This window comes from Paenibacillus azoreducens (genome assembly GCF_021654775.1).
Lineage (GTDB): Bacteria > Bacillota > Bacilli > Paenibacillales > Paenibacillaceae > Paenibacillus_AQ > Paenibacillus_AQ azoreducens.
On sequence record NZ_AP025343.1, the window covers coordinates 3,508,127 to 3,523,714 of the forward strand.

The following is a 15,588-nucleotide window of genomic DNA, read 5'->3' on the forward strand; positions in this document are numbered from 1 at the left end:
ACGTTGTAAGGCGTTCAATACTCATAATCCAAGGTAAGGGTGAGAAAATATGGCCAAAAATAAAGAAGTTAAACGAATCGTAAAACTGGAATTGGAAGCCGGAAAAGCGAATCCGGCAAGAGTAGGTAAGGATCTGGCGCCAACAGGTATAAATTTATTGCAGTTTTGTACGCAGTACAATGAAATGACCAAAGGCAAGCCGGGACTAGTGATCCCGGCCGAAATCAAGGTGTACGAAGATCGTTCGTTTGAAATTTTGTTGAAAACTCCGCCTGCTTCTTTCCTCCTGAAAAAGTTCGCCGGAGTAGATAAAGGTGCTGCAAAACCCGGAAGAATGGTAGTTGGCTCTATCACGCAGGAGCAACTTCGGCAAATTGCGGAAATTAAATTGCCGGATCTGAACACGACCAGTCTAGAGAGCGCTATGAAAATTATCGCTGGTACGGCCAAAAATATGGGCATCCGTATCGATGGATAAAGGAGAGGTTTGGTTGGTTGAGGAGAATCAACTATTCACGACGCGTCAGTTGTCGGAATGGACAGGCGTTTCTGTCCGTAAGATCAGATGGTTCGATAAAACACAATTATTGAAGCCTTACGAACGCAATTCATCGAACTATCGGTTGTACAGAAAACAGGAACTGATTACCTTGCTGATCATCATTTTCCTGCAGTTTTTCGGTTTTTCCTTTAAGGAAATTCGAACGATACTGAAATCCCCCTCGTTTGACGCGGCCGAAGTCCTGGCTGTCCAAGCCCGTGTAATAGATCGCGGGATTGATCAATTAATCGATGTGTCCGGTATTTTGAACTGTATCTCCTCATCAATTAACAAAAGTCAGCCGGTGGACATCGCAGAAATCGCAAAGCCATTCGCAATTATTACTGAATACGATCCGAAAAGTTGGTTTAAGCTGTTCGTTTGAGGGCTTCGCGGGAAGCTGCACTAACTTGCAGGGGATTTAAGGCGGATTAAAAGCAAAATAGCTCACATCTTGATAACAAGGTGTGGGCTATTTGACGCTTACTATTAAAGTTACAAATTGTCAATCTACCCTAAAACTAAAGAGAGGGAATGACCCCCTCTCTTTTTGACGTGCTTTAACCATGCAATACTATTTGATAAGACGAGCATTTACCCATTCGGGACAGAAAACCAATCAATGTCGCTGAGATACGTTGAAACAGGTTATGGTGTTATTGGATCGGTTTCAAAGATTTTAATCTCACTTGCAGATGCAAAACCATTTGTTCCACCACCTTGAGGTACTTCAAGTCGAACATATTTAGCAAGAGTAGGTGTAAAAGTTGCTGTCTTTTCTGTATTGTCCTTTGCCCAAGTACCTGTAGCAACCTCATTGAAGGATACCCCATCAAGACTAGTTAGGATTCTATAATTTGTAATAATGCCATTTTCTCCACTTTGTCGTGGTAGATAGGTTAGTTTGGTGAATGTTGAGGGATTTAGGTACTTTGCTGTAATATTGTAAGGAAACTGATTTGGTTTACTCCATTCACTGTGCCACATAGTATTTGTATCTCCGTCAAATGCATATGCTGCGGCATTATTACTACTTGATGTCTCTTCGCTATTTGTTGTTGCAGCAATGATACCCCCAATACCTTTTACCGTATCCATTCCATCAGTCGGTTTAATGATGTTATAGTCTGACCCAAACCAGATTGGTGCAGTTAGAAGAGGTAAATTCAATGATTTAATCTTGTTTCGTGTTTCTTCTGTTGCAGTCAAACCCCATTTATCAAAGAAAGGCGTCAAGTCATAGTGAGCTACTTTTGAAGTGCTTAGAATAAATGCCTGTTTTTTCTGATCATCAGTAGTTGGCAGATCAGCTTCTGCCATCTCACGATATAATCGATGTAACTCTGGGTAGAAGTTATCCCCAAAAGCAAGATTAAGTTGCCACAACATTTCTAATTTTGAATTAGAGTCTGCAAAATTCTTGGTTGGCTGATCTACAAACGTGAAAGCAGCTAAGTACTCGCCTTGTGACCTTGCAGGTTCAGTAGGTTTAAGAACCTTCTTAGCGGCTATAGAATATATATTTACATTCACCTCGGTCATCCCATCCCAATTCCAAGGTGCTTGTTGTCTCAAATGACCTGCCTCATGATACTGCCCCCAACCCGTTCTTGTAAGGTCTAAAGTATCGGCACTTGCTCCAGTATCTTTAGGCATAATTGCCCCATCCCAATTTGCATATGCGTACGCTCCTGGTATGGTGTTTTCTGATTCAACAAAGCCAATCAAATGCTTATCTAACCGATGTCTAGGATCAGAATCAGAACTAGATAGTCCAGATATTTGATCCTGTGCTGTAATAAACTTATCATAAGTCTGTAAAACAGGAATTGGGTCTTGATTCAAGATATGATCTTTAGCAGTAGCATAATAGAAGACAAAGAGAGCTCTTTCTGATTGAAGAACAACAGAAGGTGCATTAGGATAAGCATTCATCATTGCCTGCCAATCCTCTTTTGTATTCTTGCCTAATACAAAGAATGGAACCGGACTCCCCCCACTCACTACATTTACATTAATACTACCTTCATTGTTGCTGTTATCAAAAAACAACAAACCGCCATTTGGTGAGGAAATTGTGTTTTTACCTGCTTTTAATGGATAACTAATCGCCCACTCTTTATCATGACGATGTACCCCAATAACCGCTGTAATTGGTTTGTTACCTGAGACTACAATCTCAATTTGTTCATTGGCTTTTGCATATAAACCTGTTGGCTGATATATTTTTCGAGCATTTATGAATCTACGCTCTCGCTCGCCTTCCGCCCATATATCTCCAAGCGCTTTTACTTTAAAATTTCGCTGAACAACAAGGTTACTTTGCTGTGTAATGGCTGTCTCTGAAGTTTGGGCTAGTACCCCGGATGGCGGGACAACTACTACAACTGCTGTTACCACCATTAGAGATAAAACCTGAAGTGACTTCTTAAGTTTTCTCATCATATCCTCCTAAAAAATAGATTTATGCATAGCCAGCATTTAAATGCTGGCATATCCATCTTGGTAAGCATTAAATAGATTTCAGGCTAATATGACACAGGCTTAGTCTAAAACTTGTTTTCAATATCACGCGTCAAATTAACTACTTTGGTCTAACCGCAAACGGCCGAGATGAGCGTCAGGTCATGAACCATCTCATTTTATGTAAGCGGATACATGACATGCGATTATTCTCCCAAAATATCGTTGCTTATGCCATACAAAAATCGCTCCTCTTTTTGACCATTTGTATTCAGGAATGTCAATGCATGGTATAATATCCCAAACCCATCATACAGGAGTTGAGGCGATGAGAATTTTCATCAAGTTTCCTGATCTGACGAGTACGCTATACATACGAAGCTCTCATGTAATTGTCCTGGAGCCTGGATATTTTTACCCTAACGAGCATCATCCCCTCTTTGAGCTCAATTATTGCTGGGCCGGGGAAACAACGGTTTGGATTCAGGAGAAGCCTTGCCGGTTAAAAGCGGGCGATTGGCTGCTGATCAAATCCGGTCTCAATCACCGCACGATGAACCAATCTGGTTCACCTTCAACGCTTGTTGTCATCCACTTCGATATCGACGATCCGATAATCAGGAAAACATTAACTTCCTCCGTCTCGGACATGGTATCGAAGGAGACGGCCGAACGGACCCTGCTCCCCCAATTTCTTGATCAACTTGAAGTGGTCGTCCAAAACATCCTTATACAAGCGCCTAAAACTCAAAGTTCTTTGTCGATACATACATCCAGCAGCGATAACCTCAGCCTTCAAGCGATCGTCCTTCTCATCTTGAAGGAAATCATGAGCATTTTCGAACAGGATAACAAGGAACAGCAAGAGCGGCTTCAGCGGGAGTCAAGCCCATTAGATGTTGAGCTAGCCCACAAAATCGCGGAATGGTTAAACAATTCCGTCTATACTGTCGTCTCCGTTCAAGATATTGCCGACAACGTCGGTTTAAGCAGAGGGCAATGTACAAAAGTGTTTACAAAAATCTATGGCGTCTCTCCCAGACAATACCTCACGTCGCTAAAGCTGACCAAGGCGAAAGAGATGCTCATCGATTCGGATATGACTATCGAGGTCATTGCTGAGAGGCTCGGGTTCTCGTCATTAAGTCATTTCAGCAGGCAGTTCAAGCGTTGGACCGGCACTTCGCCTCAGCAGTTCAGACCTAAATATCGTTTATCGTTGTAAAATTCAGGTCCATTTCATTAGGAAAGGGATTGTCTTGCAACTTCAAACATCTTGTCCGGGGTTTCCCCGAAATTGAATAGGCTCTCGGAAGGTGAAAACTCAAAGCCAAAATTCTCTGTTAAGGAATTTCCCTTTCTTTTAGTAGCATTGGCGCTTTCAAAGTAGCTTTTGTGAAAGCAAAAAGGGCGGAAGCTTGATGCTCACGCCCTTTTTCGCTATTTATCATTATCTCTTTACTTCATTTTTGACCGAAGTCGGACAGCCTTCCACGTGCCCACAAGCCTAGAATTTCAATCAAAATTATTTATCCAAGAATAGCACTTTCGCGAAGAGTAACGACCAGCTCTTTGGCATCATGCAGCTCCAGCAGCACGAGCTCGTTCTCTCCTTTGCGGAGGAGAGGGCCAGGGATGTACAACGTTTTTTGCGGACCTACCGTTTCCCAATATCGGCCAAGGTTGAAGCCGTTGATATACGCAACGCCTTTGTTCCAGCCTTTCAGTTCGAGGAATGTATCGGCTATCTCATCCACTTGGAACGTCCCTTTGTAGAAGGCCGGCTTGTCATCACGTTTCACTGCCGCTAGGGTATATTCCAGTTTCGACAAATCTTCCATTGGCAGCGTATGGATTGTCCAATGGTACAGGAACTGCGCCCCAAAGCGAATTCCTTCCGTAATCCCTTTCATGTCTCGCAAGTGTGGACCGTAGTTGGTCCGTCCCATATTTTCGACGAGCACGCTTAAGGTTACGCCTTCCGGCGGGATACTGAACTTAATTGGCTCCGCGTCTTTGTTCCAACGCTCAACGACGCCTTTAAATTCACCGTTGACAAAGATCTGCGCACGGTCACGCACATGCTGCAGATTCAGCTTCGTTTCTTCCCGTGGTCCTGAGATCCGAGTTGTATACAGGATGAACCCGTAGTTCTGTCCCAGCAGCTCCATAGGGTCTGGGCATGTTCTCTGAACCGGCGTAGAAAGTTTGTCAAGAGAATCGAACAGCAGCGCTTGCTGTGTCATGTTTACCTGTCCATACGCTTTCTTCGCAATGGGTTCCGGAAGCTCGAGCAGACCGAGATCAACGTATTTGGACAAGACCTCGCGCACAGCATGGAACTTGTCCGTCAAATCTCCGGATTCGCTGACTGGTACATCGTAGTCGTAGCTTGTAATTGTCGGCATATATGTACCGTCGTCGTTCGCGCCGCTCCAGAAGCCGAAATTCGTTCCGCCGTGGAACATATAGAAGTTAACCGATGCATTCATCGCCAGCATTTCATCGAATACTTTTGCCACATCGGCAGCATCGCGGGTATGATGCTGCTCGAACCAATGGTCGAACCAGCCGTTCCAATATTCCATACACATGATCGGACCTTCCGGCTGGTAAATACGCAGTTCAGCGAATGCTTCCTGCGGCCGCGAACCAAAATTGACAGTCTCGAGCACCCCCGGCACCATGCCGCCTTGCAGCATAAAGTCTCCTGGTCCATCGGAGGTGAATAGCAGCACGTCGATACCGCGTTTGATTTTGCTCTCTCTTAAATATTCAAGATACTGCGTGTCATTGCCATAGCTACCGTATTCGTTCTCGATTTGCATCGCGATGATCGGTCCGCCGTTTGTACAGAGCAGCGGAACCAGCTTCGGCATCAACACGTCGTAGTAGGCGTCAATTTTGTCAAGAAACGGCCGGTGGTAACAGCGAAGACGCATCCCGGGATCAGCCAGCAGCCAAGCCGGCAATCCGCCGAACTCCCACTCTGCGCAAATGTACGGACTCGGGCGAACGATGACATGCAACCCAAGCTCGCCTGTAGTCTCGATAAACTTGACGATGTCAGCGATACCCTCGAAGTTGAACTGGCCTTCATTTGGTTCGTGCAAGTTCCACGGAACATAAGTTTCGACCGTATTGAAGCCGCAGGCCTTCAGCTTCACCAGACGATCCCGCCAATACTCGGGAACGACGCGAAAATAATGGATTGCGCCTGAAATGATTCTGATCGGTTCGCCATTAAATACAAATTGGTTTCCTTCCACAGCAAAAATAGACATAAAATGATTAACCCTCCGTATATCTATGAATTTAAATTTGTATGAATAGGTCAGATCAAGTGCTCATCGACAGTCATGTTGAACATATTGTTCATTAAACGACAATGAGGCTTTTAACTGACATCACTTTGAACAGACAACTCCCGGTATAAAGGAATGACGATCCGAACCGTCGTCCCCCTACCCAACTCGCTTTCAATTGTTACACCAAACGATTCTCCGAATTGCAGCTTGATCCTCTCATTCACATTCCGGATCCCATAACCAATACTCTGATCCTTAGATCCCAAAATTTTACTCATCGTTTCCTCGCTCATCCCGACTCCGTTATCAATGACTTTCATCACGATGGTCCCTTCCTCCTGATGGGCAACGATCCGGATATGAAGGGGCTCTTCAAACATGGCATGCTTCAAAGCGTTTTCAACAAACGGCTGCAAAATCAGTTTCACTGTATCATATTCCAAGACAGAGAAATGAATATCAAAGCTAACGTCAAGCCTGTCCACATGCTTTATCTTTTGAATGCCAATATAAGATCGGACCTGCTGGATTTCCTCGCGAATCGGGATGATCGACCTCCCCTGATTTAACGTCAGACGGTAGAACGTTGCCAGCTCGCTAACCATTTGGTGCAGCTTCTCCGTTTTTCCTAAGCGGGCTAGCCTGCTTATCGAAGATAACGTATTGTACAGAAAGTGCGGATTAATTTGTGCCTGAAGCGCATCCAGCTCGGCTTCTTTCTTCTGCAAGTTGGTAACATAGACCTCCTGGATGAGGTCTTCTATATTCTCGGCCATCTCATTGAACGCAACAGCAATTTGCGCGAACTCATCCGAGCCGGTATATTGGATTCGCTTCGCGAAATTCCCATCCTGAAATGCTCTGAGGGAACGGGCAATCCTGTAGATTTGCTTCGAAAATGTATTGGAAACAATCGCGCCGATCGCCACGAGTATCAAAAAACTCGCACCACAGATGAGCAATGTCATATTTCTTACTTTCTGCGCAGCATGTTCCAGCTCCTGAAGCGGAACAAGTGCCATAATCCGAAAGTTGATGCCTTCGATGGACTCATGAATCTGCATGTAAGCTTCCGCCTTCGCCTTCCAATCTTGCGGGAGCGGATTGCTCCTTTTCTCGTAAACGGTTTCATTCTGCTCGTTGATTACTGCAAAATACCCGGGAATGCCGTCTTCGCTGTCGCTATAATTCAGGTTTCCGAATAAATCATCCATTTTGACGGTAATCCGCATCGTACCAATTGGCTGAATGGTCCGGAAGTCCATCATTTTCCTAAGCCAAGAAACATTCCCAAACTTCGAATCCGAACCAATCTGCATCCATATGGAGTCTACAGGCATGTCGTCAAATCTCCTCACCCAATCCAACTGCTCGATTTGATGGTAATGAATCAGATTATACCGTTTGCCATTCAAGAGCGGGTCCTCGCCGGTCTCTGTATCATAAATTTCTGGTAAGGTTTCATTATGCAAAAACAATTCAATCACGACGTTATTCGAGGACAAGTTCAATGCTGATTCCAGCTTTGGAATGATCTTTTCCTTAACGGTCTGATAACTTTCCAAGGGCTCATACCGTTTGTTTAATGCCTGCTGCAGCGATTGGTCCAGATAAAGCTGATTATCGACCTGTTCTACCGTTTTCATTCTTCCCTCGATGTTATCGCGAACCTGCTTCAACGTGCTTGTGACATTTTGTATGGTCTGTTCTTTCACATATTGTACGGAAGTATAATACGCATAATAACCGATAGAAATGACAGGAACGATGACCAGCAGTACATAAGAAGCCATTAATTTATATCCGAAGGAGAAACGTTTCATTTGCTGCCCTGACCTTGCTTACGGTAATCGGCCGGCGGAAGGCCGAAACTCTGTTTGAAATGCCTGCTGAACATGGTCAGATTCTGATATCCTACGAGATGGGCCGCTTCAAATATTTTCAACTTCGGATCCTGAAGAAACTGACGAGCTTTTTCCATGCGTTTCCTCGTTACGAAGTCACCGAATTGTTCATCGGTTACCTCTTTAAACAAATATCCCAAATAGTTGGGCGAAAATCCGAACACCTTTGCTACATTCCGCAGTTGCAGTGAAGTCTCAAGATTCGCTTCAACATATCTTTCAATTTCATCAATCAGCTTTCGGTTCGGATTTTTCCTTTTGTTATGCAGATGCTCGGAAACTTCATACACTTGCCTGCGCAGCCATGACTTGATATCGTCAATCGTTTCAAAATCATAAAGCACGTTCAAATTTTTCAAGTCGATGCTGAGTAAATCATACAAACTGACGTTCAGCGACTGCAGGAAAAAATCAGTCTTTGAAATCGCATACAAGGCGAAGTTGTAAGCAGACAGCTTGTCCTTAAGACTTTGCACCAATATGAATAGCTGTTCCAGGCTGTCATGAATGAGGACTGGGTCGTAATTGACGGTGGCCGCGAACATTTTCTCCATGATTTGCTCAAGGTCCAGCGATTGTTTGACGATTTCACCCTCCGTCTGTTCCATCGTAATTACCCGGCATTTGCCGATAAACATTTTCGTTGCAAGCGCCTCACTGGCTTTTAGATAAGAGTGAGGAGCATCTTGCAGGGAATCGACCGTTGAACCAAGTCCAACCGTGATGGTCAAGTTGGAATGGCTGCGGACATGATCAACCAAAGTCTGCATCGTTTCCGCAGGATCGAGTTCGCAGCCTCCCATAACAATAACGATCTTATCATCTCCCGTCTTGCAATAAATCCCCAGTTGCCTTACTTGAATAAAATCGCTGATCAAGCGAAATACATGATCAATAGCAAATCTCCGCTGATCGTCTGAAAACGCCTTCAATTTCCACGCCATATCGTCCAATTCAATAATGCTGACGCAGCATTGTCCGCCATGCCAGAAGAAGCCCCATTGTTCAAGAAAACGGTAGAGCTTACTGTATTCGATCGTTCCCCGCAGCCACTGATACATCATTTCATTTTGCAGCAGCGGAATTGATGAGTCCATTTCCTCTTCCTTTTTCATTTGTTCCCGTTCGTATTTCAATTGTTCTCTGACAAGCTGCAATGTGTTTAGCAGCTCTTGATCATCCACTGGTTTTAGAATGTAGGAACTGGCATTCATTGTGATCGCTTTTTTCGCATATTGAAAATCGTCATAAGCGCTAATAAAAATAATTTTCAGATGGGGAAACAAGCTTCTTGCCTGCTCGGCCAGCTCCAATCCGGACATCATCGGCATTTGAATGTCGGTGATCAGAATATCCACATGCTTTTCCTGCAACAGGTTCAAGGCGGCCCCTCCCCCATGCACGGTTCCAACGATGACCATGTCAAGCTGTTCCCATGGCGTAAAACGTTGCAATACTTCCAAGTCCAACTGTTCATCGTCTACAAGCAATACGTTATTCATAGCAATCAGTCCTTATATGAATGAATGAGTATTCAAATTATAGCATTGCTCTTCCATTCGACAAACCTAAAGTCATTTGTAAATCCTCTTCATTCAGATCTAAATGAACACATACTTTTGTATGGAATTAGTCTTGATCAGAAACGGTTTCAGACTTCACTTCATCACTCCACTCACTATAACCAGCAAAGTTTTTAGCCCTTATCCTTACCGTATGGCTGGAGCGCGGCGCAAGACCTGTTTGCGAGAAATCACTAGTAACATTACTTATCACTCTGTCATCAAACATCATGTCGTATTGTAGTGCTCCTGGTGAATCATCCCATTTAATATTTAGAATGGATGCATTTTCAGCCACAACAGTCAAATTTTCTGGAATGGGAGATATTTGAGGGAATTCTCCTGAACCAAACATAAACCAGTTCAGTTTGCACATATTGTGACATGCACCATGAAACACAAGATATACCTTTTGGATTCCAGCAACTTTTTTAGTAAGGTCACTCTTCACATTGACATACTGATCGATATCACCCGTATTTGGAATATGAAGTGTACTTATTAACTCGCCATTCATGCGATCAAGTCTAACTTCAATCGTGCCTCCTGTTAAGGAACTTGCTACTCGCACATTAAACCATGCTGCATCACCAGCACCGAAATCAACTTGATCATACTGCAGCCAATCTCCGTCTTTAAGATTCGATATACTTAAATTATAGTCACAGTTCGGATCATCACATGTCCATTCTGTTTTTGAGTTGATTTGCAGTTCCTTATCTGAAACAAACTTTTGATCGTCATAGCGCTCAGCATCAATTTTTCTATTTAATCCAAAGAGGTTACCCTGATGTTCTGTCGTTGTCAGTTCAAAGGAATCAACATCTACATATCCACCAAGCTTTATTGTTGCATAATTGAAAATACCAAATCGCATTCCGACATAGGTTCCGTAACGCATATCGTATCTTCCGCCAAGTCTAGTAAAGTGAATACCATCTAGACTATATGAGAACTCCATTCGATATTCATGTCTTGGAGTCTCAGCTCTCAACCACACATCTATAATCCCTGCAGATAGACTCATGGATGCATGTTCTGTCAAATTATCATGAATAACGATCGATTTATGACCATCCACATTTTTGATCCCGATGAAGGTAAAACCTTTTTGTATTAAACATAGACCTGCCGTATCGCCATCGGCCATAAAACTCACATCTAGCTTAACAGTCCCTATACAATCAGGACCCACTACCCTCTGTGTAAGCGTATTTCTTGCGTAGGTTAAGTTATTTGTTACGCTTGAAGTTTTAAGTCTCATATACCCTGGTCTTTCATCGAGACACCATTTCCCATTATCCGGATTGTGATTCCATTGCCATTGCAACCCGAGCTTATTCGTGCTAAAGTCATCCGAAGCTTGCAGCGCTTTGGGTTGGGCAGGCTCTAAATTGGGAATATTAGGCTTTCGATGTGTAACAACAGCCTTCTCCCCATCTACCTGCCCCATGTATGGCCAACCATTCTTCCATGTCACGGGCTGCAGTGTAGGAACTCTTCCCAGTTTGGATCTATCTTGGAATATGATTGCCCACCATTCTGAAGCCCCATTTTCCTGAGGAACATCGACAATCCCTCCCTGATGAATGCCGTTCCCCCAGAAGTTCATGAAGCTTGTCATGATATCTTCCACTTCATAAGGTCCATTGGCTAAGTCCTTTGTTCGAATGGCAACTTCTTTTTTGGAACCATGCTTCCAAATTGGCGTTGTTAGAATATAGTAGAAGCCATTGATTTTATATACATGTGCGCCTTCATTATATCCATTGTAACGATGACCAGGGCATGGATAAGAATAGATCTTCTTACCGTTTCTTCTGGCACCAGGTTCTCTCTTGGATAGGATCGATAGCTGCCCTGTTTCATCGTCTACGATCTCTAACTCACTAAGATAGAGTTCTCCTTGACCATGTACGACATAGATTTTTCCATCATCGTCAAAAAATAACCCTGGATCATAAAGTTCATCTTCCAGTTTAAACAGTGTCCAAGGCCCTTTCGCACAATATGCAATACTTACATATGCGGTATCATCATTGATATTAAACATGAGGTAAAATTTACCGTTGTGATACCGTAAGCTTGTTGCCCATGGACCTTCATCGTACACATCGCCGTTGATAAGGTCGTATCTGTCGCCTTCCATTCGATCTACGGCATAACTTTCATATTCCCAATTCACTAAGTCTTTGGAACTCATAATGGGACACCCCGGAAATAAATGCATGCTTGTTGAAGACATGTAGTATGTGTCACCAACTCTGATAACATCATTATCCGGATAGTCGCCCCACATTATTGGATTAGTATAGGTACCATTTCCATTGTCAGCAATCCATCCATACGTAGATGTACATGTAGGAGTCGTAATATCCGTAACTTTTCTTCTCATCGTTCAAAGTACCTCCAATTTTATAAGGAATCATTACATAGTTCAATAAGAGTTGGCAATCAGTCCTTATAAAAAAATGAAGTTATCTGCTGTTCATTTTATTCTTCGATGCGCAGTCTAATCATCAGATGCATCCCTACAGTTCTCAACTAAACTTGGACAAGTAGCTTCTTATAGAAATCATCAAGCTCGATCGATTGGCCATTATTTAATCGGGACTGTTCCGCTGCAAACGCCATAAGATGGCTGCGGACCGAAGCCGATGCGGACGTTAGGCCCTCGCTACCATTGTAGCCGCACACTTCCTTCAGGAAGCTCCGAACAATGCCGCTGTCTCCGCCCCCATGCCCCGACGTCTGCTCTGGGATTTGAATCTCAGTGTTTTCGTGGGTAACGAAATCCATAACCTTGATTTTGCCTTCCTCGCCGCGAATTTCACCCTTTGTACCCATAATCTGAATGCGCCGTTCCTGATGTCGAGTAAATCCGCACATACTGAATGTTGCAGTTGCACCGCCTGTGAATTCCATGTTGACGACTTGATGGTCCACTACATTGTTATCGCTCTTGTAGACACAACGACCGTAATTTGTTTCCTTTAAGCCCTTCACAATGTTTTCCCGCGTAAGATCTTCGGTAAAATGCCGCGCCCAAGCTTGCCCTTCGCCTAAGTAGAAGCGTGGCGCCGAATATGGACAACTAGCTTCAATTGCACAGCCGATGCAAGTACAAACCAATTTCATAACAGCCGAAATACTTCCAAATCCAAAAATTGAAAGAGTATACTATAAAGGTATATTCTTTCATTTTCACAAACCTGAAGTTATTTGCCGTTCACTTTACTCAGATTATCCTGCCACTTCTTCTTTACAAACTCGAGCACTTTAGGAAAGCCGGCTTTATTCATGTCTTCGTTCGCCTTGTTCAGAATCGATACCACTTCCTCGTCGCTCTTGGCATAAATCATTTTGGAAAAAGCTTCATCAAAAATATCCTTCACCGACTGCTGGATAATGCCTTCATCCGAATCCCCTTGCGGGTCTGTATTCGCAAAAGGCGTAATGTCCATCGACGTCTTCCAAGCGACATTCACCTGAGCCATCGTTTGGAAATCCCGCTCCGCCTCAGGGAGAAGGTTTTCTCTGGCCACTTTGGCATTGTCGACCCATGTCGCATTTCCGGCCATTATATTATCGGCAATTTGCAGCTTGTCCAGTTCGGCTTTGTCCATCGATTTATATTTATCGTTAGGCAACGGAAATCCATTCTCGTCCTTTTTATCCCAAAGGAATCCCGGGGGTCCGAAGAAGAGAACTGCTTGCCCCTCGTCGCTTGTAGCCCAATCGAGGTACGCAAAAATACGTTCAGGATCCTTCGCATTCTTTGTAATGACGATTTTCCCTCCGCCTTCTCTGCCGGTATAGTTAGGATAAATTTTGTTCTTGTCCAAACCTTCTTTGTGTACTGGCCAAATAAATTCGTAACCACCTTCAGGATCTTGGGCGCGGAGGGTCGAATTCGGAACGCGGGCTCTTCCCGATAAGTTCACATTTAGGGCAACAGCTACTCTTCCTTGACTTAGTTTCTCTATCATTTGATCAGACTTTTGTGTAAACACATCCTGTGTCATCAGCTTGTCGCGATATAATCGGCTGGCAAACAGAATGAACTCTTTGAAAGCTGGGTCTTCTGTAATCGGCTTCACCATGTCGCCGTCTGGATAGAACATTCTGCTCACAAAATACGGCGGGGTGTTTTCTTTAAATGCTGAGTACAACATCTTGATATCGTAAGGACCGCCGACTTCAAGTGGAATCACATTCGGATATTTTGCTTTGACTGCTCTCAGGTAGTTCTCTAGATCCGTTGTTGTCTCCAGCTTCGGCGAACCCATCTCTTTGTAGATTTTTCGGTTTACAGCATAACCGCCGTTTCCGTTTAGATGATCACCACCGACATACCAGTCTGGAACCATATACAATTTACCGTCATCCGAACGGTTGACATTAAGGATCATATCGCCAGCAGATTTCTTGAGATTCGGATATTTATCAAGGTACGAATCAAGTTCCACCACTTGGCCTTCGCTGATCAGCCGGTCGAGCTCCGGTCCCGGTCCAAGCGCAATCACGTCAGGCAGCTCACCGCTCGCATACATCGCGTTGAATCGTTGCTTTGCATTGCCGTTTGTCGGAAGATAATCAACCGTTACCTTCTTGTTTTCCTGAATCCACTTGGTGGTTACCGTCTCTCCCCAAGCAGCAGGCTGCCATCCGTCGTCAAAGTTGTACATCGTAAACTTAAGCGGCTGATCCTTGCTTGCAGCTTCCCCTGCATTCCCATTCTGTTCTGCTGCTTTCTTCTCGTCTTTGTCGCTTCCGCAGCCAGCTAGCAGTGTACTGCAAGTTAGAACCGCGGTCAGCATACAGGTCAGCCATTTTTTCTTATTCATTGCATCGATTACCCCTCTCGTACAATCTCTTTATGTTATCGCCTCGCAGGCGCATAACATCTACCTATTCTTTCAATGAGCCGACAAGTACCCCTTTAACAAAATACTTCTGAACGAATGGATATACCATAACAATCGGTATAGTTGCTACCATCGTTGTCGCCATCACGATTGATTTATGCGTGACGCTCTGCGCGTTCTGCAGAAATTCCTGTTTAGTTGCACTGATCGTCGTTGAGGCTTCGAATGACAAGATCGATTGTATCGTTTGATTAAGAATCACTTGTAATGGCAGCAGCTTCTGATTCGAAATATAGATCGATGCGTCAAACCATGCGTTCCAGTGACCTACCGCAGTGAACAGCGATAACGTCGCGATGACTGGTCCCGATACCGGCAAAACGATTCGGAAAAACGTATTCATATGATTGCATCCATCAATTCTGGCCGATTCCTCCAGTCCATCTGGGAGTCCTAGGAAAAAGGTACGAAAGATGATCATATTCCAGACGCTGATGAGACCGGGTATAATCATCACCCAGAACGTGTCCATCAAGTGAATATCCTTGATTAACAGATAACTTGGGATAAGACCGCCGCTGAAGTACATCGTAATGACGCAAAGGATCATATAGAACTTTTTGCCGACCAATCCACGCCTCGACATCCCGTACGCAAACATGGAGGTAAATAGAATGGATAAGACCGTCCCTGTAACTGTTCTAGCAACCGTGACCCATAAAGCGTTAATTAATCGTGCGTCCTTGAAAACATATTTGTAGTTCTGTAGTGTAAATTCTCTTGGCCATAGGGTAACGCCCCCAGTCGCCGTATCATTTCCAGCATTGAAGGAAATAACCAATGAATTCCAGAATGGATACAAAGTGACAACGGCAAGCAACAACAAGATGGTATATACCACGATATCGATTATATTATCTTCGAGTGAACGTTTCACAAGCT

The 15,588-nt window shown here is 44.0% G+C and carries 10 protein-coding genes and 1 pseudogene; 3 read left to right on the forward strand and 8 right to left on the reverse strand.

From position 1 onward, the window contains the following. Positions 1-49 precede the first annotated feature (49 nt). A complete protein-coding gene (gene rplK / locus L6442_RS15400) occupies positions 50-478 on the forward strand; it encodes a 50S ribosomal protein L11 (protein WP_212977930.1) in 429 nt (142 codons plus the stop codon). Positions 479-491: 13 nt separating this feature from the next. Continuing rightward, the gene (locus L6442_RS15405) at positions 492-926 is read left to right on the forward strand and encodes a MerR family transcriptional regulator (protein WP_212977929.1); all 435 of its coding nucleotides are present in this window, start codon (positions 492-494) and stop codon (positions 924-926) included. Positions 927-1,189: 263 nt separating this feature from the next. Here the strand turns inward: L6442_RS15405 and L6442_RS15410 are convergent, their stop codons facing one another. Further along, a complete protein-coding gene (locus L6442_RS15410) occupies positions 1,190-2,986 on the reverse strand; it encodes a M60 family metallopeptidase (protein ID WP_237100330.1) in 1,797 nt (598 codons plus the stop codon). 346 nt (positions 2,987-3,332) lie between these two features. Between L6442_RS15410 and L6442_RS15415 the strand changes: the two genes are divergently transcribed. Next, a complete protein-coding gene (locus L6442_RS15415) occupies positions 3,333-4,229 on the forward strand; it encodes a helix-turn-helix domain-containing protein (RefSeq protein ID WP_212977928.1) in 897 nt (298 codons plus the stop codon). 304 nt (positions 4,230-4,533) lie between these two features. On the opposite strand, the gene L6442_RS15420 is transcribed toward L6442_RS15415, so the two are convergent. The 7 genes and pseudogenes from L6442_RS15420 to L6442_RS15450 form a co-directional block, all read right to left on the reverse strand. Beyond that, positions 4,534-6,288, reverse strand: a complete 1,755-nt coding sequence (locus tag L6442_RS15420) for a glycoside hydrolase family 35 protein (protein ID WP_212977927.1) — start codon at positions 6,286-6,288, stop codon at positions 4,534-4,536. A 113-nt stretch (positions 6,289-6,401) separates the two neighbouring features. After that, on the reverse strand, positions 6,402-8,135 hold the full coding sequence (locus L6442_RS15425; protein WP_212977926.1) for a sensor histidine kinase: 1,734 nt from the start codon (positions 8,133-8,135) through the stop codon (positions 6,402-6,404). After that, entirely contained in the window at positions 8,132-9,718 is a 1,587-nt protein-coding gene (locus L6442_RS15430; protein WP_212977925.1) for a response regulator, read from the reverse strand. The genes L6442_RS15425 and L6442_RS15430 overlap by 4 nt, the downstream gene beginning before the upstream one ends. A gap of 127 nt (positions 9,719-9,845) precedes the next feature. After that, positions 9,846-12,173, reverse strand: coding sequence for a family 43 glycosylhydrolase (locus tag L6442_RS15435; protein ID WP_212977924.1), 2,328 nt, complete (start codon positions 12,171-12,173; stop codon positions 9,846-9,848). A 149-nt stretch (positions 12,174-12,322) separates the two neighbouring features. Beyond that, a pseudogene (locus tag L6442_RS15440) lies at positions 12,323-12,898 on the reverse strand (Gfo/Idh/MocA family protein); the annotation flags it as partial. A gap of 98 nt (positions 12,899-12,996) precedes the next feature. Further along, positions 12,997-14,625, reverse strand: a complete 1,629-nt coding sequence (locus L6442_RS15445) for an extracellular solute-binding protein (RefSeq protein ID WP_212977923.1) — start codon at positions 14,623-14,625, stop codon at positions 12,997-12,999. A gap of 64 nt (positions 14,626-14,689) precedes the next feature. Next, complete coding sequence (locus L6442_RS15450; protein WP_212977922.1) at positions 14,690-15,583, reverse strand: carbohydrate ABC transporter permease; 894 nt, start codon at positions 15,581-15,583, stop codon at positions 14,690-14,692. Positions 15,584-15,588 lie beyond the last annotated feature (5 nt).

Bases quoted from the DNA above. Each gene is read 5' to 3' on its own strand.
- L6442_RS15410 (WP_237100330.1), bottom strand. From the start codon at position 2,986: ATGATGAGAAAACTTAAGAAGTCACTTCAGGTTTTATCTCTAATGGTG.
- L6442_RS15445 (WP_212977923.1), bottom strand. From the start codon at position 14,625: ATGAATAAGAAAAAATGGCTGACCTGTATGCTGACCGCGGTTCTAACT.
- L6442_RS15415 (WP_212977928.1), top strand. From the start codon at position 3,333: ATGAGAATTTTCATCAAGTTTCCTGATCTGACGAGTACGCTATACATA.
- rplK (WP_212977930.1), top strand. From the start codon at position 50: ATGGCCAAAAATAAAGAAGTTAAACGAATCGTAAAACTGGAATTGGAA.
- L6442_RS15435 (WP_212977924.1), bottom strand. From the start codon at position 12,173: ATGAGAAGAAAAGTTACGGATATTACGACTCCTACATGTACATCTACG.
- L6442_RS15425 (WP_212977926.1), bottom strand. From the start codon at position 8,135: ATGAAACGTTTCTCCTTCGGATATAAATTAATGGCTTCTTATGTACTG.
- L6442_RS15420 (WP_212977927.1), bottom strand. From the start codon at position 6,288: ATGTCTATTTTTGCTGTGGAAGGAAACCAATTTGTATTTAATGGCGAA.
- L6442_RS15430 (WP_212977925.1), bottom strand. From the start codon at position 9,718: ATGAATAACGTATTGCTTGTAGACGATGAACAGTTGGACTTGGAAGTA.